We start from the raw sequence: 25180 nt of genomic DNA, 5'->3' as shown, positions 1-25180 counted from the left end.
CCTAATAACATCATGAATATAGCAATTGTAGGAGCCACAGGTAATGTTGGAAGAAAAATTCTCGAAGTTCTAGAGAGAAAAAAACTTCCTATAAAAGAACTATTTTTAGTTGCTTCACCAAGAAGTGTTGGTCAAAAAATAGATTTTAGTGGCAAAGAACATGAGGTCTTTAACCTTGAAACATTTGATTTTTCAAAAATTAAAATTACTTTCTTTGCGGCAGGTGGAAAAATTTCGGAACAATATGCTTTAAAAGCAGCAAGGCACTCAATAGTTATAGATAATTCTAGTTTTTTTAGAATGGATCCTGATGTGCCATTAATTGTTCCACAGGTAAATCCAGAAGCAATTAAGAGTATGAAAAAAAATATAATTGCTAACCCTAATTGTTCAACAGCTCAGTTAGTAATTGCTCTTAAACCGTTACATGACTTATTCAATATTGTACGAATAGTTGTTTCGACATATCAGTCTGTTTCAGGTGGTGGCAAAGACCCTATGGATGAACTAATAGAACAAACTAAATCATCTCTAGAAAATAAAGAAATTAAACCTAGAAATTTTACTAAACAAATCGCTTTTAATGCCATTCCTCACATCGATGTTTTTGCAGGTGATGGTTATACTAAAGAAGAATTAAAAATGACTAATGAAACTAAAAAAATTCTTGGTGACAAAATAGAATTAACAGCAACATGTGTAAGAGTTCCAGTTATGGTTTCTCATGCGGAGTCAGTAAATATTCAATTTGAAAAATCATTTTCTTTAGAAAAAGTTAGAGACACTCTTAGTAAAGCAAAGGGCTGTAAAGTTTACGATAAAAGAGAAGATGGAGGATATAGTACTCCAATTGAAGCAGAAGGTAGAGACGAAACTTATATTTCAAGAATAAGAGAAGATAAAACTAACAAGAATTCATTAAACTTATGGATTGTTTCTGATAATTTACTTAGAGGAGCGGCATTGAATGCTGTTGAAATTGCAGAAACTTTAATTAAAAATAATCTTAATGGAAAATAATAATCCTTTATCACCACATATTCAGATCTACAGATGGCATATATCTTCTTTAGTATCTATTTCACATAGAATTACAGGAATAATAAATATAGCTGCCATAACAATAATTTGTTTTTGGATTGCATCCTTACTACTAGGTGAAAATAGTTATGAGTTTACTAAGGTATTTTTAAATTCTATTTTAGGAAAATTCATAATTTTAGGTTTAACATGGTCATTTAGTTTCCAGATATTAAGTGAAATAAGACATTTAATTATGGACCTAGGATATGGATTTGAATTAAAAGTAACAAAGATAACGGGTTTAATCGTGATCATTGGTTCATTTTTTTTAACAATTTTAATTTATTTAATTGGAAAGCAATTTATTTAGTATGAATAACGTGACTAAAAAATGGCTATTAATGAGAGTAAGTTCTGTGGTGTTGATACCATTAATGACATGGTTTATTTTAAATTTAGTTTCAGTTTTCAATAAAGATTATGTTGATATTGTTAATTTTTTTTCAAATCAGCCATCTAAATTTTTAGTTTCTTTGTTGTTAGTTTTTGCCTATTTTTTTTCAGCTTTAAGTATTAGTGAGGTATTTGAAGATTATATACAGGATGAAAAAATCAAAAATGTCGCAAACAAAACTTTGAATATATTTGCTATAATAATTCCCTTAATTACAATTATAATAATATTTAATTTAAATACATGAGTTCATATAAAATTATAGATCATGAATACGATGTTATCGTACTTGGTGCAGGAGGCTCAGGCTTAAGAGCTGCTGTTGGTTTAAGTGAAGCTGGTTTAAAGACAGCCTGTATTTCAAAAGTATTTCCAACAAGAAGTCATACCTCTGCTGCTCAAGGAGGAATTTCTGCATCTTTAGGGAATATGGGCGAAGATGATTGGCGTTGGCATATGTATGATACTGTCAAAGGTGCTGACTGGTTAGGTGACCAAGATAGTATAGAGTATCTTTGTAAAGAAGCTCCAGCAGCTGTTATAGAATTAGAAAAATATGGAGTTCCATTTAGTAGAACTGATGATGGTAAAATTTACCAAAGACCTTTTGGTGGAATGACAAAAAATTATGGCAATGGAATTGTTCAAAGAACATGCGCAGCCGCAGATAGAACTGGACATGCAATACTTCATACCCTTTATGGACAAGCTTTAAAACATAACACTGAATTTTTTATTGAATACTTCGCTCTAGATTTATTAATGAAAGATGGTGAATGCAAAGGTCTTATTGCTTGGAATTTAAATGATGGAACAATTCATAGATTTAGAGCTCATAGTACAATAATTGCAACAGGTGGTTATGGAAAAGCTTATTATTCTGCAACTTCAGCACACACTTGTACTGGAGATGGAAATGCAATGGTTTTAAGAGCAGGTTTACCATTACAAGATATGGAATTTGTACAATTTCACCCAACAGGAATTTATGGACATGGAACTTTAATTTCTGAAGGTGTTAGAGGAGAAGGGGGCTATTTAGTTAATTCAAAAGGTGAAAGATTTATGGAGCGTTATGCACCAAAAGCTAAAGACTTAGCATCTAGAGATGTAGTAAGTAGATCAATGTCAATTGAGATTAATGAAGGAAGAGGTGTGGGTAAAGAACAGGATCATGTTCACTTACACTTAAGTCATTTAGACAAAAGTATTATTGAAAGTAGACTTCCAGGAATAACTGAAGCAGCAAGATTATTTGCAAATGTTGATGTAACTAAAGAGCCAATACCTGTAGTTCCCACTGTTCATTACAATATGGGAGGTATCCCAACAAATTATAAAGCCGAAGTATTAACAGGAAACGATTCTGAAACAGTTCCAGGATTAATGGCAATTGGTGAGGCTGCCTGTGTTTCTGTTCATGGAGCGAATAGATTAGGGTCTAATTCTTTAATTGACCTAGTTGTATTTGGAAGAGCTGCAGCTAGAAGAGCTGCAGAACTTGTAAAACCAGGAACTCCACACGAGGATATAGGAGAGACTGAAACAGAAAAATGCTTAGAAAGATTTGATAAATTAAGAAACTCTAATGGTGAAAATAGTACTGCAGAACTTAGACTTTCAATGCAAAAAACTATGCAATCAAAGTGTGCTGTTTTTAGAACAGAAAAAACACTTAAAGAGGGTGTTGATGATATTAGAAAAGCATACGATGGAATGGAATCAATTTCTGTAAAAGATAAGTCGCTTGTTTTTAACACCGATTTAGTGGAAACATTGGAGTTTGATAATTTGATAAGACAGGCAATTACAACAGTGGACTCCGCTTATAATAGACAAGAGAGTAGAGGTGCACATGCAAGAGAAGATTTCCCAAAAAGAGATGATGAAAAATTTATGCAACACACTATTGCTTGGTGCAATGGAAAAGATTCAAAAATTGGCTATAGACCAGTTACTAAAACAACTTTAACAAATGAAGTTCAATACTTTCCACCACAAGAAAGAGTTTATTAGTGGTTCAAATAAATTTACCTAAAAATTCAGAAGTTCAAAAAGGTATCTATTATCAGGATAAAACTGGATCAAAAAATATCAGAAAAGTAAATGTTTATAGATGGGATCCCTCAAATGGAGAAAACCCAAGAGAGGATACTTATGAAGTTGATATGGATAACTGTCCTTCAAAAGTATTAGATATTTTAAATAAGATTAAAAACGAAATTGACCCATCATTGGCTTATCGGAGATCTTGCGCACATGGTGTTTGTGGATCTTGTGCAATGAATATGGATGGTAAAAATGGTTTAGCATGTACAAAACCTCACTCAGAAATTGAAGGAGATATAAATATTTATCCACTACCTCATCTAAAAGTTAAAAAAGATTTAATTGGGGACTTAAGTGGATTGTATAAACAATACGAATCAATTGAGCCTTGGTTGAAAACAAATACAAAAGTTGAAACTACAGAAATTATTCAATCTCAAAAAGATAGAAAAAAATTAGATGGTGCATACGAATGTATCATGTGTGCATGTTGCTCCACTTCTTGTCCAAGCTATTGGTGGAATGAGGATAAATTTTTAGGTCCTGCAGTTTTGCTTCAAGCTTATAGGTGGATAGTAGATAGTAGAGATGATGAAAGAAAAGAGAGATTAAAAAAAGTAGCTGATGAACTTAAGTTGTATAGATGTCATACTATTATGAATTGCACCAATGCTTGTCCTAAGGGATTAAATCCAGCAAAAGCCATAGCTGAATTGAAAAAAATGCTTGCAACAAGCTAATTACCCCTTTAAATAACACCATTCATGAATTTATTAGAACATTTTGTTGGTGGAAAGCTAATTTCAGGCTCATCTGACAGAAAAAGCAAAATTTTTAACCCCGCAACAGGCGAACAAGAGTCAGAGGTAAGACTGGCTAATAAAGCAGATCTCGACCAGGCTGTAGAAGTTGCACAAAAAGCTTTTGAAACTTGGTCACAAAAACCTCCCCTTCAAAGAGCAAGAGTGATGTTCAAATTTAAAGAGTTAATAGAAAAAAATACCGATGAACTTACAAAATTAATAGTTTCAGAACATGGTAAAGTTTATGAAGATGCCAAAGGTTCTTTAACAAGAGGACTAGAAGTAGTTGAGTTTGCATGTGGAATTCCACATTTACTTAAAGGAGAATTTTCAGAGAATGTAGGAACAAATGTTGATAGCTGGTCTATGCGTCAGCCTCTTGGAGTTGTTGCTGGTATTACACCTTTTAATTTTCCAGCGATGGTACCGATGTGGATGTTCCCTTTAGCTATTGCATGTGGAAATACATTTATTTTAAAACCATCAGAAAAAGACCCATCTTGTCCACTAAGATTAGCAGAATTGCTAACAGAAGCAGGACTACCAGATGGTGTTTTTAATGTTGTTAATGGAGATAAAGAGTCTGTTGATGCAATTTTAATAAACAAAGATATCAAAGCTGTAAGCTTTGTAGGCTCAACACCAATTGCAAAATATATTTATGAAAATTCTGCAAAAAATGAAAAAAGAGTTCAAGCTTTAGGTGGTGCAAAAAATCATTTAGTAGTAATGCCTGACTGTGACCTTGATGGTGCGGTAAATGGATTAATGGGTGCTGCATACGGTTCAGCAGGTGAAAGATGTATGGCGCAATCAGTAGCAGTAGCTGTAGGTGATATAGGTAATGAGTTAGTTGCCCGTTTATCAAAAAAAGCTGAAGCATTAAAGGTAGGACCTGGTATGGATAAAACAACTGAGATGGGTCCACTAATTACAAAAGAACATTTAGAAAAAGTAAAAAGTTATGTTGATCTTGGAGTTGAAGAAGGTGCCAAATTAGTTGTTGATGGAAGAAATATAAAACTTCAAGGATATGAAAATGGTTTCTTTATAGGTGGTTGTTTATTTGACCATGTTAAAAAAGATATGAGAATTTATAAAGAAGAAATATTTGGACCTGTTTTATCAGTCATAAGAGTTAAAACTTTTGAAGAAGCAACAAAACTAATTAATGATCATGAGTATGGTAATGGAGTAAGCATTTACACAAGAGATGGTGATGCTGGAAGAACGTTTGCTAGTAAAATTCAAGTTGGTATGGTTGGGATTAATGTTCCAATACCTGTACCAATGGCATTCCATAGTTTTGGTGGATGGAAAAGATCATTATTTGGAGATAGTGCAATGCATGGAGCTGAAGGAATTAAATTTTATACAAAGCTTAAAACAGTAACATCAAGATGGCCTTCTGGAATACGATCTAATGCAGAATTTGTCATGCCAACAATGAAATAAGGAAAAAATGAAAAAAATATCTTTAATAGGAGCAGGTCAAATTGGGGGCACTCTTGCTCACTTAATAGGAACTAAAGAAGTGGCTGATGAGGTGGTACTTTTTGATGTTGCAAGTGGCATAGCTAAAGGAAAAGCTCTAGACATAGCTCAATCTTCCTCCGTTGATGGTTTTAATGTGAAATTTTCAGGTACAGACAATTATGAAGATATAAAAGATTCAGATGTAATAATAATCACTGCAGGAGTCCCAAGAAAACCAGGAATGAGCAGAGATGATTTACTAGGTATTAATTTAAAAATTATTAAGCAAGTAGCAGAAGGCATTAAAAAAAATGCACCCAATGCATTTGTTATATGTATCACTAATCCGTTAGACGTCATGGTGATGGCCTTTCAAAAATTTTCAGGCTTACCAGCAAATAAAGTAGTTGGAATGGCAGGAATTTTAGACAGCTCAAGATTTAAATTATTTTTATCTCTAGAGTTAAGTGTTCCTGTAAAAGAAATTGAAGCAATGGTTATGGGAGGTCATGGAGACTCAATGGTTCCCATGCCAAGATTGACAAAAGTTTCAGGTAAACCATTACTAGACTTAGTTAAAGAAGGAAAAATATCCCCAGAAAGATTAGAAGAAATTAACCAAAGAACTAGAGATGGAGGAGCTGAGATTGTTAAATATTTAGAAAAAGGTTCTGCATTTTATGCGCCAGCAGCTTCGGGAGTGCAGATGGCAGAAGCATATTTAAAAGATGAAAAAAAATTACTTCCATGTGCAGTTCATTTAAATGGAGAATATGGAGTTAGCAATGTTTATGCTGGTGTACCAGTAATAATTGGCAAAGAGGGTGTTGAAAAAATAGAGCAAATAGATTTGGATGAAAAAGAAAAAAAAGAATTTATGCACTCGATAGATGCTGTGAAAGCATTATGGGAAGCTGCATCAAAAATAGATCCAGATCTATCTAAATAAATCATGAATATTCATGAACACCAAGCAAAAAAAATCCTAAAAAAATATGGGGCAGTTGTGCCTGAAGGTGTTTTTGGTTTCACAGTTGATGAATTGCTTGAAAAAGCAAAATCATTAAAAACAGAAAAGTTTGTATTGAAAGCACAAATCCATGCTGGTGGAAGAGGTAAAGCAGGAGGTGTAAAAATTTTAGATACTATTGAAGAGCTAGGCGCTGCAGCAAAAGAATTATTGGGAAAAACACTTGTAACACACCAAACTGGCCCTGAAGGCAGAGAGGTAAAAAGATTATACGTGGAAGTATCTTCCAATATAGATAAAGAATTTTATTTATCCTGCTTAATTGACAGAGCTAGTTCAAAAATTGTATTTATTTCCAGCGATCAAGGTGGAATGGATATTGAAGAGGTTGCGGATAAAACACCTGAAAAAATTATAACAACAAAAGTAGATATTGTTAATGAAATTTCAGATGCTGATTGTGAGAAGATAATTAAAATTTATAGCTTAACCGATGATGCTAAAAAACAAGCAATAGCACTAATTAAATCAGTATATAGTATGTTTATAGGTACAGATGCTAATATGGTTGAGGTTAACCCATTAATATTAACTGAAGAAAAGAATATAATCTGCTTAGACGCAAAGGTTAATTTTGATTCTAACGCGCTATTTAGACATCCTGAAATTATAGAGTTAAGAGATTTAAATGAAGAAGATCCTGCAGAAATAAAAGCGAGCAAACATGATCTTGCTTATATAAAATTAGATGGAAGTATTGGTTGTATGGTTAATGGAGCAGGTTTAGCAATGGCAACAATGGATATAATTAAATTATATGGTGAAGAGCCAGCAAATTTTCTAGATGTTGGTGGTGGAGCTTCAAAAGAAAAAGTTTCTGCTGCGTTAAAAATAATTCTTTCAGATAAAAACGTTAAAGGCATATTAATAAACATTTTTGGTGGAATAATGAGATGTGATGTTCTTGCTCAAGGTGTTGTTGATGCTGCTAAAGAGATAAATATAAGCGTTCCTTTAGTAGTTAGACTTGCAGGAACAAACTTTAAAGAAGGAAAAGAAATTTTAGATAATTCAGGATTAAAATTAATTTCAGCAGAAAATTTAGATGATGCTGCAAAAAAAATAGTAGAGGCTATAAAATAGAATGTCAGTTTTAATTAATAAAAATACAAAAGTTATATGTCAAGGTTTTACAGGTGCACATGGTACTTTTCATTCTGAACAAGCATTAAAATATGGAACAAATCTTGTAGGTGGAGTTACTCCCAAAAAAGGAGGACAAAAACATCTTGAACGTCCAGTATTTAATACTGTAGCTGAAGCTAAAAAAGAAGTTGGTGCTGATGCAACCATGATTTATGTGCCAGCAAAATTTGCAGCAGCAGCTATAATAGAAGCTATTGATGCATCTATCGAGCTTATAGTTTGTATTACTGAAGGTATACCAATTCAAGATATGCTTCGTGTTAAACAAAAACTAAATAATTCAAAAAGCAGATTGATAGGACCTAATTGTCCAGGAATAATTACTCCTGATGAATGTAAAATTGGAATTATGCCTGGAAATATTCACAAGAAAGGTTCTGTGGGAATTGTTTCAAGATCTGGAACTTTAACTTATGAAGCAGTTGCACAAACAACTGAAAACGGGTTAGGACAATCCACTTGTATAGGTATTGGTGGAGATCCAATAAATGGAACAAACTTTATTGATTGTTTAGACTTATTTTTAAATGATGATGAGACTGAATCTATTCTTATGATAGGAGAAATTGGTGGTTCTGCAGAAGAAGAAGCAGCTGAATTTGTTAAAAACCACAAAATAAAAAAGCCTATAGTTGGATTTGTAGCTGGAATAACAGCACCCCCTGGAAGAACTATGGGGCACGCAGGAGCTATTATCTCAGGTGGTAAGGGTGGAGCAGAAGATAAGATTAAAAAAATGGAAGAATGTGGGATTACAATTGCAAAATCGCCATCTGAGCTAGGTAAAACATTATTTAATAAATTATCTAATTGAAAATTATTTTTCTGATATTATATCAATAAAATAGATGTCATCATCAAAAAATCTCGAATTCGAAAAAACGTCATTTCTTAGTAAATCAAATAGTACATTTATAGAACAAATGTATTTAAAATTTATCAATAAAGACAAAGATCTTCCTGAAAGTTGGCAGCATTACTTTGAGGGTATAGGTGAAGATTTAAGCATGATTGCTAAGGAAATTAATGGACCATCATGGGGTATTAAACAAAAAATTGATATTGATGAAATTGAAAAAAGGATCGAAGAAGATGAAAAAAAAATTTCTAATGCAAGTGATGATGCAAAAGTTAATTCAAAAGATTTAATCAAAAGCAATCTTAACTCAATTAGAGCTGTTGCATTAATTAGAGCCTATAGACAAAGGGGACATTTATTAGCAAAGCTTGACCCACTTGGAATGATGAAAACGGAGTATTTAGATGAATTACATCCTGAATATTACGGGTTCAAAAAAGAAAATTATAATGAAAAAATTTATTTAGATGGTGTGATAAATAAAGAGCACTCTACTGTAAAAGAAATATTAAGTTTTTTAAACAAAACTTATTGTGGGCCAATTGGTTATGAATACATGCATATATCAAACCCAACTGAAAGAAAATGGCTGAGAGATAGAATTGAGCAGGATGAGAACTTTCTTCAATTTACGAAGAATGGTAAAGAAGCTATTTTAAATAAACTTATTCAAGCTGAGGGATTTGAAAAATTTTTACATACAAAATATGTTGGTACAAAAAGATTTGGACTAGATGGGGGAGAAAGCTTAATCCCAGCTTTAGAACAAATTATTAAAATTGCTGGTCAATCAGAAGCTAAAGAAGTTAAAATTGGAATGTCTCACAGAGGTAGGCTCAATGTGCTAGCAAACGTTTTACAAAAATCATACAAAAGAATATTCAATGAATTTGCGGGAGACGTTCAATCAACAGGAGAAGAAGGAGCGGGAGACGTAAAATACCATTTAGGAGCATCGTCGGATAGAAAATTTGATGGAAATTCTATACATGTTGGTCTTACAGATAACCCTTCACACTTAGAAGCAGTTAATCCTGTTGTATTAGGACAGACAAGAGGAAAACAATTTTTTCATGAAGATAAAGAAAGAAATAAAGTTTTACCTATTTTAATACATGGTGATGCAGCATTTGCAGGCCAAGGTGTTGTGGCTGAATGTTTTGCAATGTCTGGCTTACCTGGCCATAATACAGGTGGAACAATTCATTTTATTGTTAATAATCAAATAGGTTTTACTACAAGCCCAAGGTTTGCAAGATCATCACCATATCCATCAGATGTTGCAAAAATGGTAGATGCCCCAATACTTCACGTAAATGGTGATGACCCAGAAGCAGTTGTTTATGCGACAAGAATTGCAACAGAATTTAGATTAAAATTTAACAGAGACGTTGTTGTTGATATAATCTGCTACAGAAGGTTTGGTCATAATGAAGGAGATGAACCTTCATTTACTCAACCATTAATGTATAAAAAAATTAGATCACACCCTACACCAGTAGAAGTATATGGAAGCAAATTAATAAATGAAAATACACTTTCAGGGGATGAACTTAAAAGGTTTAAAACTGAATTTAAAAGCTTACTAGATGATCAATATAAAAATGCAAAAGATTATAAGCCAAAAATTGAATGGTATGAGGGAAGTTGGTCAAGATATAAACCAGAAAAAGGAAAAGATAAAAGGGGTGTAAGTGGTTTTGAACAGAAAAAACTTTTGGAAATTTCAGAAAAAATTAATTCAACACCAGAGGAATTAAATTTACACAAAACTATAATTAAAATTTTAAATACAAGAAGAGCATCAGTATTAGATGGAAAAGGTATAGATTGGTCAACAGCTGAAGCTTTGGCATTTGGCTCATTATTAGAAGAAGGTTATCCAGTGAGATTAGTTGGACAAGATTCAGGAAGGGGAACGTTTAGTCAAAGACACTCAGTTCTAAGAAATCAAGAAGATAACTCCAGATATGTTCCGCTAAATAATATTTCAAAAGTTCAAAAACGATATGAAATAGTAGATAGTTTTTTATCAGAATTAGCAGTTTTAGGTTTTGAATATGGTTATAGTTTAGTTCAGCCAAACACCCTAACAATGTGGGAAGCACAATTTGGTGATTTTGCAAATGGCGCACAAGTAGTAATAGATCAATTTATTGCATCTGGAGAGAGAAAATGGACAAGGGCATCTGGGTTAGTAATGCTTCTGCCTCATGGCTATGAAGGCCAAGGACCAGAGCACTCTTCAGCAAGACTAGAAAGGTTTTTACAACTATGTGCTAATGATAATATGCAGGTAGTAAATTGTACAACACCAGCAAACTATTTTCATGCTTTAAGACGTCAAATGCATAGAGAATTTAGAAAGCCCTTAATAATAATGACTCCAAAATCTTTATTAAGAAACAAGCATTGTGTTTCAAATATAGAAGACTTTGATAAAGATACATTTTTCCACAGAATTTTATGGGATCATGCACTAGATGAAGAAAATGGATTTATAAGATTAAAAGAAAGCTCAAAAATTAAAAAAGTAATTCTATGTTCAGGAAAGGTTTATTTTGATCTACTAGATGCTAGAGAGAAATTGAAAAAGGATGATGTAGTGTTGTACAGAGTTGAACAACTTTATCCTTTTCCAGTTAAAAGTTTAGTTAAAGAAATCAAAAAGTATGCAAAAAATGCTAAATTTTATTGGTGCCAGGAAGAACCAAAAAATATGGGAGCATGGTTCTCTGTGAGGGACTATATACAATGGACATTAGAAACTATTAACGCTAATAATAAGGAAATTTCTTATATAGGAAGAAGTCCAGATGCATCTCCTGCAACAGGGTTTGCAAAAAGGCATATTTCACAACAGCAAGAAATTATTAACAAGGTTTTTGAATAAAAATGAGTGAAAAAATTTTAGTACCAGTTCTAGGAGAAAGTATTATTGAGGCGACAGTCGCTAAGTGGCTTAAGCAAGAGGGTGATACAGTTGCAGCTGACGAGGCAATTGTAGAACTAGAAACTGATAAGGTTAATTTAGAAGTTCCGTCTCCCATAGATGGAGTTTTATCTGAAATAAATTCAAAAGATGGTGAAACCGTAGAAGTAGGAGCTCTTCTTGGTACGATAAGTCAAAATGGAACTCAACCATCTGAAAAAAAAATAATTACAAAAATTGAACCTAAAAAAACTGAAAATAATGTAGTTAATTTAGAAATTAAAAAAGAAGCTCCTAAAGTCTTTAAAGAACCTGAAGAGGAAGAACCTTTAATATTAACCAATGAGGTTAAAGAAAAGAAAACTGATTCTTCAAATAAAAATAATGAAATACTTTCACCTGCTGTAAGAAAAATTGTAGTTGAAAATAAAATTGATTTAAAAAAAGTTAGCGGCTCTGGTAAAGAGGGTAGAATTCTTAAAGGTGACATAATTAGTATGATGGGAGAAAACCCACAGCCATCGGAAAGAAAAATTAAATATGGTCAAGAAGAGAGAATTAAAATGTCTAGGCTTAGACAGACAATTGCAAAAAGATTAAAACAAGCACAAGAAAATGCAGCATTATTAACAACCTTTAATGAAGTAGATATGACTGGCATAATGGAAATGAGAAAAGAGAACCAGGAAGATTTCCAAGGCAGATATGGAATTAAATTAGGGTTTATGTCATTTTTTGTAAAAGCATGTGTTGCTGCACTAAAAATATATCCATCAGTTAATGCTGAAATTGATGGAGATGAAATTATTTATAAAAATTATTATAATATGAGTTTTGCAGTAGGAACTGAAAAAGGATTAGTAGTACCAGTATTAAGAGATGCTGATCAATTATCATTTGCTGATATCGAAAAAAATATTAAAACTATTTCTGAAAAAGCAAGAGATGGAAAAATAACCATAGAAGACCTTCAGGGTGGAACCTTTACAATTAGTAATGGTGGAGTTTATGGCTCAATGTTATCTACTCCAATATTAAATTTACCTCAATCTGGCGTGCTAGGTATGCATAATATAGTCGAAAGACCAATAGTAGTTGATGGTGAGATTAAAATTAGACCTATTATGTATCTTGCCTTGTCTTATGATCACAGAATTATAGATGGAAAAGAGTCGGTATCATTCTTAAAAATGGTTAAAGAAAACTTAGAGGATCCAAGAAGGTTATTTTTAAATATTTAAATGTCAGATAAATTTCAAGCAGTTGTAATAGGTGGTGGTCCAGGAGGTTATGTCTGTGCAATAAGATTGGCACAATTGGGACTTAAAACAGCATGTATAGAATCAAGAGGTTCATTAGGTGGAACTTGTTTAAATGTTGGTTGTATACCTTCTAAAAATTTATTAAATATTTCTGAAAATTATCATAAAGCACAAAATTTTTCTAAACTTGGCATAGAAGTGGGTGAGGTAAAACTTAATCTTCAAAAAATGATGCAAAATAAGGATAAAGCAGTAACAATATTGACTAAAGGTGTAGAATTTTTATTTAAGAAAAATAAAGTCACTTATTTTAAGGGCACTGGAAGCCTTAAATCTGCAAATAAAATCTCAATATTAAATGATCAAAAAAAAGAAACTATAATTGAAGCAGATAAAACTGTAATTAGCACAGGATCTGTTCCTACCACATTACCAGGAATTGAATTTGATGAAAAAATAATTGTATCCTCAACAGGAGCATTAACTTTAGAAACTGTACCAAAAAAAATGGTTGTAGTCGGTGGTGGTTACATAGGATTAGAGATGGGATCTGTTTGGTCTAGATTAGGTGCAGAAGTGCATGTAGTTGAATTTTTAGATCATATTACTCCTGGTATGGATAGAGAAATATCTACAGAGTTTATGAAAATATTAAAGAAACAAGGAATTAACTTCCACATGCAAACTAAAGTAGAGGGAATTACTAAAAACACCAATGGAGCTAGTGTTTCAACGTCTGACAAAGACGGAAAAAAAGTAGATTTTGATTGTGATGTGGTTCTTATATCTGTTGGTAGAAAACCCAATACAACTAACTTAAATTTAGAAGCAATTGGTGTTGAGTTAGATGAAAAGAAAAGAATTAAAACTGACAAAGCATTTCAAACAAATATTAAGAATATATATGCTATTGGAGATGTAATTGATGGACCGATGCTAGCTCACAAAGCTGAAGACGAAGGTATTGCAGTTGCAGAAAATATCGCAGGACAATCAGGACATGTTAATTATGATATTATTCCTGGAGTTGTATACACAACACCAGAAGTTGCTTCAATTGGAAAAACAGAAGAGCAATTAAAAAAAGCAAATATAAAATACAAAATTGGTAAATTTTCATTTATGGCAAATTCAAGAGCCAAAGCAATTGATGAAGCAGAAGGTTTTGTAAAAATCCTAGCTGATGAAAAAACAGATAGAGTTTTAGGAGCACATATTATTGGACCTCATGCAGGTGAATTAATTGGAGAAATTGGAGTTGCAATGGAGTTTGGTGCTAGTGCTGAAGATATCGCAAGAACATGTCATGCACATCCAACATTCTCAGAAGCTGTAAAAGAAGCAGCTTTATCAGTAGATAAAAGAGCAATACACTCTTAATTAATTTCTATCTCTAAACCTATATTCTAAAGCATTTACAAATACTGTGCTTTTAAAGAGTGTTCACCTTTTGTGGACTCACTTGGCGTTGTATTTGTTAGAGCGTGTTAGGATATTTCTTGGTTCATTCTTGGTTCAAACCCAGAAATGCTCTTGGTTCATTCTTGGTTCATGAGTGTATTGTTGTTTCGCTCTAGGGTGTATTTTATCAATAACAATTATTAGTGTTAAATTTTGACACCTTTAAAATATTGATAATCGTTACTGTGTAGTGATAATTTATCTTTATGAAGTATTCAAAAATATACCTAACAATTTCTCTAGTTTGGATAATAGTTGTGGGTTATTTAGTTTGGGCCAACGGTTTATATGCAAGAGGTGACAAAAGTTTTAGATTAGATGAATGGATCTGGTTTGGTATCGTTCCAGCATTAGCCCCATATTTATTTGTATTTATTTGGAAACCTGAAGCAATTAAAAATATATTTAAATCTTGATTGTTTTTAATTTAATTTTAGTTTTTTTTATTGGAATTTGTTTGGGAAGTTTTGCTAACGTTTGTATTTTCCGATTGCCGAGAAATAAACAAACGATAACTGGACGATCCTTTTGCCCCAAATGTAAAAAAAAAATACAGTGGCTTGATAATATACCATTAATTTCTTATTTATTATTAAGTGGTAAATGTAGAAAATGTCATAAAAATATTTCATTAAAATATTTTATAGTTGAGAGTATTTGTGGGGCTAGTTTTGTATTGATCTTTTTAAGCTATACTAATTATATTTCAATTGTTTTTTTGAGCTTATTATTTCTATTATACCTAATTATATTTTTTATCGATTTAGAACATTTTATCATTCCAGATAGTTTAAGCTTTACTCTAATGTTTTTAGCAATATCTAAAAACTTTTTACCCAATATTAATGTAAGTTTTATTTATGATATTAATCAATCAATTATTGGAGGAATGATCGGTTACCTTTCTATTTGGACTATTATTTATATTTATAAAGTAATAAAAAAAATTGAAGGCATGGGCTTAGGTGATGCTAAATTGATGGCAGGTATAGGTCTATTATTTGGTTGGCAAGCAGTACCTTTTGTTCTCTTTGCCGCTTCAATACTAGGATTACTTTATGTTGCACCTTCTTTGGTTAATAAAAAAATAAACCTTAAATCCCAAATACCTTTTGGGCCACACATTATCTTAGGTAGCTTAATATACTTTTTATATGGAGAGCTTTTATATAACTTGGTTTTGAAAGCTTAAGATTATGGATTCGAAAAGTTTTTTCGGGCAATCCACCATTGATTTATAATTTCAAGCGAATTTTTTTCTAGAGTATAAAATTTTATTCTTTTATCTTTTTCATTTAATGTCTTTAAAAAATAACCTTTTCTTAAACCTTCGTTTAAAATAGTTTGTATGGTTGTTCTTTTCCCCAATTTCTTTGGAATGGTTTCACAGAGATATTCAAAACTTACAGGATGATTTTTATTAAAACTTGCTAGGGAAATTTCTAAAACTATTACAGAGTGCAATCTGGTCTCATAGTAAAAACCTTTTATATCTGCCGTATCACTTAAATCATAAAACTCTTCAAGATATTTTTCTGTTTTATATTCTATTTCGTTATCAGACATACGGTTAAATCTACCGTATAGCACTGGTAACAAAATAACATACCAAATTTCAACAGTTTTTTTGTTAGATTTAAAGGGTTATCATTTAAAAATGATAGATAAAGTTAATGTTTTGGCAAAAGAAAATAAGAATATATCTGATTTTCATTTAAGAGGAGGTTCGGACATATCCTATAGACTTATGGGAGATATTATAATTGTACCTGAAAGTAAAATTACTGATAAAGACTTAACTGATCTTTTAAAAAATAATTGTGAAGAAGAAGAAATAAAAAAATTTGAAACTAAAAATGAATTAGATACTGCGGTTATTTTAGGAGACTTAAGATTTAGAGCTAATTTTTATAAAACCTTAAATGGACTTGCTGCTGTATTAAGAAGAGTTGAGACTAAAATTCCATTAATGGAAGATCTAAACCTTCCTCAAATATTATTTAGTTTACTAGATGCTCATAAAGGTTTGGTGTTAGTTACAGGACCAACGGGTTCAGGAAAATCGACAACATTAGCTGCAATCATTAATCAAATCAACGAGTCTAGACCATCAAATATTATAACTATTGAAGACCCGGTAGAATTTATTCATAAAGATAAAAAAAGTATAGTTTCCCAAAGAGAAGTTGGAAAACAAACTGAAAGTTTTACTCATGCGTTAAAAGCTGCGTTAAGAGAAGATCCGGATGTTATTCTTGTGGGTGAGTTAAGAGATCTTGAAACTATTGGTATGGCTTTAACAGCAGCGGAGACAGGTCATTTAGTTTTTGGCACTTTGCATACAAGTGGAGCACCTAATACTGTAAATAGAATAATTGATGTTTTCCCTCCAGAACAGCAAGGACAAATTAGAGCACAACTAGCAGAATCGTTAAACATGGTTGTCACTCAAAAGTTATTTAAGAAAAAAGACGGAACGGGACGAGTAGGTGCGTTTGAGGTTATGGTTTGTAATGCTCCTATCAAGAATTTAATTCGTGAAGCAAAAATTCATCAAATTCCAAGTGTTATGCAAACAGGCCAGCGTGAAGGGATGATGACTATGGATAAATCAATTGAAGATTTAATTAGTAGAGGAGTTATCTCAAGTGCCGAAAAAAATAGTTAAAGGTTTTACCTTAATTGAACTACTTGTTGTGATGGCAATAATTAGTATTTTATCAGGAGCAGGAGTGGTTGCTTATAATGGTTACACATCTGCTGCTAAAGAAACTGCCACAAAAGCTAATCATACAAAAATTGTTAATAACATGGAAAGCGAATTTGCTAAATGCAAATTAGACAAAGGTTCTAAAATATTTAATTCACACAATTGTAATTCAACTAACCGGCCATCAACAGGGACTATCAATAACTATGTTAATAGCTTAGGCCTTAAAAATCCTTATGACAAAACCCAAAAAGTTGCACAATCAGATGTTTGCACATCTGGATCCATTGCAATAACAGAAAAAGAAGTAGGTTCATATAATGTTGCTTATGCATCAATTAAGAAGAAGAAAAAACACACATCATTAGTTAGCTCTGGTTGGTCAGAAAATTATTCTAAAACTAAAACTACTTCTGTTGCTTATACTTGTGCTTCTTCAGCTTCTGCATCGAGTGGTTCTAAGCAAACTATTTATACTTACAAACCGCCTCATGGTGGACCAGGAGCTGGAATTATAGTTGACGAAAATGGTAATATGTTATCAGGCGGAGGAGGTCATGCGTGTAATGCAGACTGTTTTAATGGTACAATGCCTAATTGGTACACAACAGACGCCAATGGAAACAAAATTTATCCTGGTAGAGTTGGAAGTAAATGGAGATGGGTTATGGCTGAAGGTGCATCAGCAAGTGGAAATATTGCATCATCGTGTAATGGTGGAAATTGTAAATATAATTTTTCAAATAACACATACACAGTTTTAAATTCAGGAGTTACTTATAAAGCTGGAGAAAGTATAGCTAACAGAAAAGCAGTTCCTTAAAATTTTTATGAATAAAAGTAGGGGCTTTACAATTATAGAGTTGTTAGTTGTTCTAGCTGTTATGGGCGTTTTTACTGCAATTGCATATCCAAATATTATGAGCTGGATTACAGATCGTGAAGTCAAAAAAGAAGTTTATGAAACTGTTGCTTTTATTAAGGAAAGAAAAACTGAAGTTACAAGTGGTAAATATGGCATGACTCAACTTCATTTAAAACCAAACTTAGAGGTTTACACTATGAGCCCAGAAAATTTTTCTAACACCTATCACAGTGTAAGTTCAAACAATTCTTATAAAACAAATAAGCAATGTGATAGTGGATGGAGACAATCTGGATTTGTCAGAAACAGAAGTCTTGAAACATTAAAATTAAGTGTTTCCAGCAATGATAGTAGTGTTCACGTTTATCCAAATGGAGCACATAACCCCAGCTCATCAGTTATATGTATTACAAAAGATGGAACTATTAAATATATGGGAGTCAGAAAGGCCGATCAGGATCCAAGTACAGGTCAAAATGTTGACATGTTTGTTTTCTGTTCTAAATCAAACTCAACTCAAAATAGCTGTAAGTATAATGCTAATTTTGATTATATGTACAAGATTAATTCAGATAATTTTCAAAATATAAAAGTTTATAAAAAAAATAAGAAAAAAAACAGTTGGATAAAAATAGATGGTTAGATCTAATAGAGGTATTTCATTAATAGAGTCTTTAGTTTGTATAGTAATAATTGGTATTGGCTTTATTGCTATTATGCAGCTTTCAGCTTTTACAATTAACTCAATGGATAGAGCCACTGAAAAAAATAAGCTTAACTATTTATCTGAAATGGTAATGGAAGATATGATTGGTGATCCTGACAATGCATCTAAGTATGGAAGTTTTAGTGAAACTTGTGGTTATGCTAATAAAGGAGGATCCAATCTTTATGACAAAATGAAAGATAAGTGGCGAAATAAACTATCAGAAAAAAATTACATAAAAGTTAATAATAAAGACAAAAAACCAAGTTGTAAAACGGGTGATACTAAAAAAACTTTTGTAAATGTAGGTACAAAAAATACTACTGGAAGAGTTAATTTTTTAACTGGTACGGGTAAAAGAAAAAAATATTTAGGAGTTGTTGTTAAATGAAAAATAAAAACTCTGGATTTACATTAGCAGAAGTATTGGTTGCAATAGTGATTGGTATTATCAGTATTGCTGCAGCATTTTCATCATATGGCTATTTTAATAAATCTTATAAATCTGTTTCACAAAAAGCAGCCATTAATAATTCTGCTAGAGAAGCTCTATCAATTATTACTAAAGATTTGAGAAATGCTGGATATATCGATATTAATTATTCAGGAAGTGATAAAGACACAAAGTTAATTGGTTTAACTAAAAACTATTTAGACAATAAATTTGATAAGTTAATCATTTGGTACACAACCTCTCCAACTGAAAGAGTGCAAATTGAATATAGCCCCAAAAAATATGTTAATAATAAATATCAAGGCACCAATACTAATAGAATGTACTTGAGTAGAAAATCTGTTTTTGGTTCAATTACTCGTGATTCAGAATTTGTGCCGAATATTGCAGATTTTCAAATAGTTTTTAGAAATAAGGAAGGGGCAGAATTAACTGATGTTGGCGACACCTCTACAGTAGCTAGAACAAATATGAAAAAAGTTCATACTGTAGAGATTTATTTAACTATCGAGTCTTCTAAAGAAGTTCATGCCAAACAAAAGAGCTTTGTTATTAAAAATGACTTAAATTCTTTATCTTTTAGCGACAAGTATCATCGAGAAACTTTTTTTGTCAGTGTACACACTAGAAATTTAGCAAAACATGTAGCTATATCTGAGCAAACAGGAACCAGTATAGGACAAACATCAACTTATAATAAATGAAAAATAAATTTAAAAAAAACGAAAAGGGATTTGCTTTACCATTAGCATTATTATTGTTGGTGGTGATGACGATTATGGGAGCAACTTTAGTTACAATTACCTCAGGAGAGCATAAAGCAAATACAGATAAAGATACAAGCCAACAAGTATTTTATGCTGCAGAGAGCGGAATTTCAGTTGCTAAGAAATATATGGTAGATAATACCAGTATAATAACAGGCTCTTCTCAAACAAATCTAGATGGAGACTTGAAGTTTTGTAAAGCATCCTTTTTTCCTAATTTAAGAAATTCAACTGGAATTATCTTAGGAAGAAAATCATTGAATGAAGTAATCACTGCATCGGGTGCTGAAGCAACAAGATTGAGTAAGTTTAGTTTTGAATATTTTATAGCTTATAGTCCAGACGTTAATGGTAACAATTCATCAGCTAAGAAAAAATCAGGAACAAATAACACGCTGTACACGATTTATTCATGTGGATGTAATGAATCTAAGGATAAATGCAGCGCTCAAAGTAACATTATAGTTCCACTAGAAGCCGTGGTAACGTTAATAAACTAATGAATAGATTTATACTTTATTTATTTGGATTTCTTCTACTAGCGCAAGCAAACGCATTAGCTTGCAACTTTAAAATAGCAAATTTTGGAAGTCCTAAAGAAAATGTAAAACTTGAGCCAATGCAACCACTTTTAATGCCTGACCGCTTTGGTGGTGAAAGTTTAATTATTCCAATGGAAGATTTATGTAAGAATGACCAAAACCTTTATGGAACATCTGTTATTTATTTATACATAGAAAATAAACTAACACGAATTCAACTTTATCGACCAAACATGAAAGATAGTAAGTTGATGGACTATGCAATGGGTAGGTATGGCAGCTTTAATCTTCCAGAAGGTGTGCCAAAAAGTAGATGGAGAGGAAATTATTTTTGGGAGTCGGGTAATGATACTATTGAGTATATAAAAACAGATATTCATGATGGTTATGCAGAAATTATAGATATTACGAGCAAACTTTATTCTGCTGGTATGGCAGAATATAATGCAAAGGTGGGGGAATGGTTAGACTTCTCAGCAGTAATTATCAGTCTATTTTTAATATTTAGCTTTCAAGCACAAGCTAAAAATCCACCTCCTGGTACAGGAACTTCAGATATTCCAGCTAATATTTTAATCATGCTGGACAATTCAGGCAGTATGAGTGCAAAATTATATGCATCAGTACAAGTTTATTACCCATTAGATGTTGCAACGGATAGTTCAGGTAACGTTTATGTAATGGAATATTATAATACTAGAATTAAAGTTTTTGATAGTTCGGGCGCTTATTTAAGAAGTTTTGGAAGCTATGGCTATGGCTGTAATCAGTGGAGATATGCAAGACAATTTACAATCTATAATGATGAAATTTTTTTAGCAGATACTTATGGAAGAAGAACTTTAGTGATGAGTTTAACTGGTCAGTGTCTGCGACAACAAGCATTTAGTCGTAATCAGCCACATGCTATCGCTGTAAATAGTCAGTATGTATTTGTAGGCAGTACTGGGCAAGATATGGAAGTATATTCAAGAAGTAGCATGAATATAGTTGAAAGACTAAGGTTCAGTTCAGGACATCTTAATTACATTTGGGGAATGGCTCTGAATGGTGCAGGAGATAGAATGATAGCTGTAAGCACTAATGGACATAGAATATCAGAATTTACAGTTTCAGGAGCTAAACTGACCTATGCAAGACAAAGTAGCTATGGGTATTCGTCATCTAATGGATATTTTAGAACTCCTGTAGATGCAGGTTACGACAGTAGTGGGAATATTTACGCATTAGATTTATACAATCATAGAATTCAGAAATTCAATTCATCCTTAGTTTATCAAGCAAAAACAGGATCTTATTCAACTTCTTCAGGATTTAGATACCCCTATGGAATGCATGTAGATAGTAATGATAAAATTTATGTAACTGACTTTTATAATTATGCTGTTAGGCAATACGACACAAATTTGAGTGAGACAGCCACCTATGGTGGTGGAGCAGGTACACGATTATCTGCTGCAAAAAAAGTAATTAAAAAAATAGTTTCTAATACTGATTTAACATCAGGGGCTAACTTTGGTTTAATGGAATGGGGAACCAGACACAAGATTAGAGTTAAGATTAGTGATACTGGTGCTAAAGAAATTTATTCAAATGTAGATGGTGTTTATGCAAGTGGAGGTACAGATCTTCGAACGGCAATGAATAATGCAAGAAATTATTTTACCAGTGGCCAAGTTCCAGACTGGAATTTAACCTGCTCTCTAAATTTTTTAATTGTAATTAGTGATGGGTATTGGAGTGGTCATAGCTCAGTTATCAGTACTGCTAATCAAATTAGAGTAGCTTATAATATGAAAACTTTTGCAGTGGGTTTTGCGCTTGGCGGAGCTAATTCAAATTATAGTACTTTAGCTACAGCAGGTGGAACCGTTAAACCACTATACGCTGCAAATGAAACAGAGTTGTTAGCAAAATTAACTGATGCTATTAAACAGGCTATATCAGGTCGACTAACCTTTACTACACCAGCAGTGATGTCTGATGTGAGTAGAAATAATTTTGTTTACCAATCCACATTTGAATATGCAAAAAACATGCAATGGAAAGGTAGTTTAAAAAAGTATAAATTAAATAGTAATGGTAGCTTTGGCGCAGTTCAGTGGGATGCAGCAGATAAATTAAACGCTAAAAGTGCATCATCAAGAAATATATGGACACCAGAAATTAGCACAGGCATAAATAATTTTACCACATCCAACAGAGACTCTTTAAAATCAAGAATGTTTCCAAGTCAGTCACCAACAGACACTGAAGTTGAAAATTTAATAAACTTTATAAGAGGAATTGATACTTATGATCAAGATGGCGATAATAATAAAACTGAATCTATCCATAAACTTGCAGATATTTACCATTCTGATTTAATTATTGTTGGAAAACCAGAAGCACCAGCGACAGATGATGGCTCAATTAACTCTCAGAAGAAAGATTCTTATTACCGATTACAAAATAACTATAATAATTTTAAAAATGGAGCAAGTTGTGGGGGCCCGTGTGCTAATAGAAAAGAAATTGTCTATGCGGGAGCTAATAATGGTATCCTTCATGCGCTTGATGTATCAAATGGAGAAGAGTTGTGGGGATATATTCCACCAAACGTTTTAGGGAACCTCGAAAAGATCCCGTCAAGTAAGGCTAATTCGACAAATGCTATTTATGGTATTGATGGCTCTCCTGTTGTTAAAGATATCTACTTTGATGATACACCAAACGATGGAACAACTAACCCGAGATGGCGAACTATATTATTAGGAGGGCTTGGAGCAGGTGGCAATGGTTTGTATGCAATTGATATTACAAATCCGAATAGTCCAACTCATCTCTTCGCAATAAGTAATGATGAATCTAATAAAGTAATTCAACATTGGGGATCTAATAGATTTAAAAATGAATTTGGTTATGCAGGAGGATCTATTGATCCAAAATATGATTATAGAAAATTAGGTGAAGCATGGTCAACACCTAAAATTATTAGAATTAAAGTTGATGGTAAAGATAAATGGGTTGCAGTATTTGGTGGAGGTTATAATGGCGCTGTTAATCCAAATGTAGGTTCAGCAGTATTTGTAATGGACTTAGAGGATGAAGGACGATTATTAAAAGTAATTGATATAAAGGATGAGGCTGCTTATGATTATGCTTGGTCAAGCCAGTTAGTCTGCACTGGTACAGGCCAATATTTTTACGGTAACAGAAGTAACTGTAGAAAGTTTGAGGTATCCAGTATATTTGGTAATCAAGTTCAATTTAATCCAACTAATGGTGAGTCTATGAGTTTTGAAACAGTTCCACATATTGGAAATACATTAACATTTTCTGGCACAGGCAATGTGAAGACTGTAACAGAAGTTAATTTTGACTCAGATGTGTCTCGTAACCCTATTCAAATTAAATTTATAAGAGAAAAAAATGATATAGTTAATTCATTGCCTGCTGATTTAAGTGTGATTACCGCAGATGGCACTAATAAAGCAAATTATAATGGTGCAATGATTTATGCTACAGACTTAGAGGGAAAAGTAACCAAGATTAATTTAACGGAGGCTTTTGTCATAGATACAGACCAAAATAGTTCTACCTACAATTCAATAGTGCGCCCAGTTGCATCCGATAAAGAGGTACATCAAACCACATTGTTTACTGCAGAGGCAACTTCTGCCAATGGAAGATATATTTACACAAGACCTGAAGTTACAATTAACAATGATAACAATTTATGGTTATATTTTGGTACTGGAAACACTCAAAAGCTCCAGACTCAGTCGTCTCAAGTTAAAAATAGACTTTATGGAATAAAAGATAAGAATTTTCCCAACTTTGTTAAAGTTAACCCAACTGGAAATGTTTCTATGTGTAAAACAGCACCAGTTTGCCCAGGAGGAACTGATTTAGGTTGGTATGTAGACCTTCAAAAGTCACAAAAACTAACAGCAGAACCAACTGTTGATAAAGATAGGGTATATTTCCCCATATATGAGCCAAGTCCTGCAAATAACAAATGTGGCACTGGAAGTGCTATATTAATGGCATTTGATACCAAATGTGGAAATTCAGTGCTAAATGTCAATATGGGTAAAGGAGTTCTCTCAAAAGTAGTAAAACAGGGAGATAACCTATATATTGGCCTAGCTGGAGAGGCTAATAAAAATATTGCAGGGTTTACCTCTAAAGATAACCTAATTACTGGTAAATCTAAGGCAAAAGCATCATCAGGAGCAGTTCAGCTTGAGAGTTGGAAAGAAAACTATTAGAAGATAAAAAACTCTAACACAATATTAATATTCTAACACAAAATATCATCATTTTAAAAAAGCTATGTTTTATTGAGTTTATAAAATAGCTTAATAATTTAAAACTGTAACACAAATAAAATAAAGTCTTACACAAACACAATTAACTCTAACACAAAAAAAGTGAGATTAGCTAAATGAAGTATTACTTACTTTTTAATTATTTATTCCATTTTTTTGTATCTAACACAAATAGATAATTATCTAACACAAAATCTTACAAGTCTAACACAAAATATTATGACAATTATTTTTAGCAGAAATTAAACAAATATAATTTGGTAGTAATATTTAATAGTTAATTAAATCCTAATTTTAAAAGCACTAAATGAAAAGTGCTGTTGTTCTT

At 32.3% G+C, this 25180-nt stretch carries 22 protein-coding genes; 21 read left to right on the top strand and 1 reads right to left on the bottom strand.

Going from position 1 to position 25180, the window contains the following annotated elements; genetic code table 11:
* Positions 1 to 12: 12 nt before the first annotated feature.
* The 14 genes from ABXT45_RS06690 to ABXT45_RS06625 all read left to right on the top strand — a co-directional run bounded on the left by ABXT45_RS06690 (position 13) and on the right by ABXT45_RS06625 (position 15687).
* On the top strand, positions 13 to 1020 hold the full coding sequence (locus tag ABXT45_RS06690; protein ID WP_415313329.1) for an aspartate-semialdehyde dehydrogenase: 1008 nt from the start codon (positions 13 to 15) through the stop codon (positions 1018 to 1020).
* Complete coding sequence (gene sdhC, locus ABXT45_RS06685; protein WP_415313328.1) at positions 1010 to 1393, top strand: succinate dehydrogenase, cytochrome b556 subunit; 384 nt, start codon at positions 1010 to 1012, stop codon at positions 1391 to 1393. The genes ABXT45_RS06690 and sdhC overlap by 11 nt, the downstream gene beginning before the upstream one ends.
* 1 nt (position 1394) lies before the next feature.
* Positions 1395 to 1724 carry a succinate dehydrogenase, hydrophobic membrane anchor protein gene (gene sdhD / locus ABXT45_RS06680; RefSeq protein WP_415313326.1) on the top strand — a complete coding sequence of 110 codons (330 nt, stop codon included), beginning with the start codon at positions 1395 to 1397 and terminating at the stop codon, positions 1722 to 1724.
* A complete protein-coding gene (gene sdhA / locus ABXT45_RS06675; protein ID WP_415313324.1) occupies positions 1721 to 3493 on the top strand; it encodes a succinate dehydrogenase flavoprotein subunit in 1773 nt (590 codons plus the stop codon). The genes sdhD and sdhA overlap by 4 nt, the downstream gene beginning before the upstream one ends.
* A complete protein-coding gene (locus ABXT45_RS06670) occupies positions 3493 to 4266 on the top strand; it encodes a succinate dehydrogenase iron-sulfur subunit (protein ID WP_415308234.1) in 774 nt (257 codons plus the stop codon). The genes sdhA and ABXT45_RS06670 overlap by 1 nt, the downstream gene beginning before the upstream one ends.
* Positions 4267 to 4290: 24 nt before the next feature.
* Entirely contained in the window at positions 4291 to 5784 is a 1494-nt protein-coding gene (locus ABXT45_RS06665) for a CoA-acylating methylmalonate-semialdehyde dehydrogenase (protein ID WP_415313322.1), read from the top strand.
* 7 nt (positions 5785 to 5791) lie between these two features.
* Positions 5792 to 6754, top strand: coding sequence for a malate dehydrogenase (gene mdh, locus ABXT45_RS06660; RefSeq protein WP_415313321.1), 963 nt, complete (start codon positions 5792 to 5794; stop codon positions 6752 to 6754).
* A 3-nt stretch (positions 6755 to 6757) separates the two neighbouring features.
* A complete protein-coding gene (sucC, locus tag ABXT45_RS06655; RefSeq protein WP_415313320.1) occupies positions 6758 to 7918 on the top strand; it encodes an ADP-forming succinate--CoA ligase subunit beta in 1161 nt (386 codons plus the stop codon).
* Position 7919: 1 nt separating this feature from the next.
* Entirely contained in the window at positions 7920 to 8795 is an 876-nt protein-coding gene (gene sucD, locus ABXT45_RS06650; RefSeq protein WP_415313318.1) for a succinate--CoA ligase subunit alpha, read from the top strand.
* A gap of 34 nt (positions 8796 to 8829) precedes the next feature.
* Positions 8830 to 11733: a 2-oxoglutarate dehydrogenase E1 component gene (locus ABXT45_RS06645; protein WP_415313317.1), complete on the top strand. Its 2904-nt coding sequence runs from the start codon at positions 8830 to 8832 to the stop codon at positions 11731 to 11733.
* Between the two features lie 2 nt (positions 11734 to 11735).
* The gene (odhB, locus tag ABXT45_RS06640) at positions 11736 to 13013 is read left to right on the top strand and encodes a 2-oxoglutarate dehydrogenase complex dihydrolipoyllysine-residue succinyltransferase (protein ID WP_415313315.1); all 1278 of its coding nucleotides are present in this window, start codon (positions 11736 to 11738) and stop codon (positions 13011 to 13013) included.
* Positions 13014 to 14414: a dihydrolipoyl dehydrogenase gene (gene lpdA / locus ABXT45_RS06635; protein ID WP_415313314.1), complete on the top strand. Its 1401-nt coding sequence runs from the start codon at positions 13014 to 13016 to the stop codon at positions 14412 to 14414.
* Positions 14415 to 14701: 287 nt separating this feature from the next.
* The gene (locus ABXT45_RS06630; protein WP_415286315.1) at positions 14702 to 14911 is read left to right on the top strand and encodes a hypothetical protein; all 210 of its coding nucleotides are present in this window, start codon (positions 14702 to 14704) and stop codon (positions 14909 to 14911) included.
* On the top strand, positions 14908 to 15687 hold the full coding sequence (locus ABXT45_RS06625; protein WP_415313313.1) for a prepilin peptidase: 780 nt from the start codon (positions 14908 to 14910) through the stop codon (positions 15685 to 15687). The genes ABXT45_RS06630 and ABXT45_RS06625 overlap by 4 nt, the downstream gene beginning before the upstream one ends.
* 2 nt (positions 15688 to 15689) lie before the next feature.
* Here ABXT45_RS06625 and ABXT45_RS06620 read toward each other — a convergent pair whose 3' ends face one another.
* On the bottom strand, positions 15690 to 16061 hold the full coding sequence (locus ABXT45_RS06620; protein WP_415313311.1) for a hypothetical protein: 372 nt from the start codon (positions 16059 to 16061) through the stop codon (positions 15690 to 15692).
* A 91-nt stretch (positions 16062 to 16152) separates the two neighbouring features.
* Between ABXT45_RS06620 and ABXT45_RS06615 the strand changes: the two genes are divergently transcribed.
* From ABXT45_RS06615 to ABXT45_RS06585, 7 genes are read left to right on the top strand one after another with little or no spacing between them, the layout of a single operon-like run.
* The gene (locus ABXT45_RS06615) at positions 16153 to 17163 is read left to right on the top strand and encodes a type IV pilus twitching motility protein PilT (protein ID WP_415313310.1); all 1011 of its coding nucleotides are present in this window, start codon (positions 16153 to 16155) and stop codon (positions 17161 to 17163) included.
* Positions 17144 to 18028: a type II secretion system protein gene (locus ABXT45_RS06610; RefSeq protein ID WP_415313309.1), complete on the top strand. Its 885-nt coding sequence runs from the start codon at positions 17144 to 17146 to the stop codon at positions 18026 to 18028. Before ABXT45_RS06615 ends, ABXT45_RS06610 begins: the two co-directional genes overlap by 20 nt.
* A 7-nt stretch (positions 18029 to 18035) precedes the next feature.
* Positions 18036 to 18713 (top strand): Tfp pilus assembly protein FimT/FimU, encoded by a 678-nt coding sequence (locus ABXT45_RS06605; RefSeq protein WP_415313308.1) that lies wholly within the window; start codon positions 18036 to 18038, stop codon positions 18711 to 18713.
* Entirely contained in the window at positions 18706 to 19167 is a 462-nt protein-coding gene (locus tag ABXT45_RS06600) for a type IV pilus modification PilV family protein (RefSeq protein ID WP_415313306.1), read from the top strand. The genes ABXT45_RS06605 and ABXT45_RS06600 overlap by 8 nt, the downstream gene beginning before the upstream one ends.
* Positions 19164 to 19934 (top strand): PilW family protein, encoded by a 771-nt coding sequence (locus tag ABXT45_RS06595; RefSeq protein ID WP_415313305.1) that lies wholly within the window; start codon positions 19164 to 19166, stop codon positions 19932 to 19934. The genes ABXT45_RS06600 and ABXT45_RS06595 overlap by 4 nt, the downstream gene beginning before the upstream one ends.
* Entirely contained in the window at positions 19931 to 20497 is a 567-nt protein-coding gene (locus tag ABXT45_RS06590) for a PilX N-terminal domain-containing pilus assembly protein (protein ID WP_415313303.1), read from the top strand. Before ABXT45_RS06595 ends, ABXT45_RS06590 begins: the two co-directional genes overlap by 4 nt.
* Positions 20497 to 24792: a PilC/PilY family type IV pilus protein gene (locus tag ABXT45_RS06585; RefSeq protein ID WP_415313301.1), complete on the top strand. Its 4296-nt coding sequence runs from the start codon at positions 20497 to 20499 to the stop codon at positions 24790 to 24792. Before ABXT45_RS06590 ends, ABXT45_RS06585 begins: the two co-directional genes overlap by 1 nt.
* The last annotated feature ends 388 nt before the right edge of the window (positions 24793 to 25180 follow it).

Source organism: Candidatus Pelagibacter sp. Uisw_106 (assembly GCF_047724975.1).
In the GTDB taxonomy this organism is placed as follows: Bacteria; Pseudomonadota; Alphaproteobacteria; order Pelagibacterales; family Pelagibacteraceae; genus Pelagibacter.
This window is presented reverse-complemented; position numbering and strand designations above follow the sequence as displayed.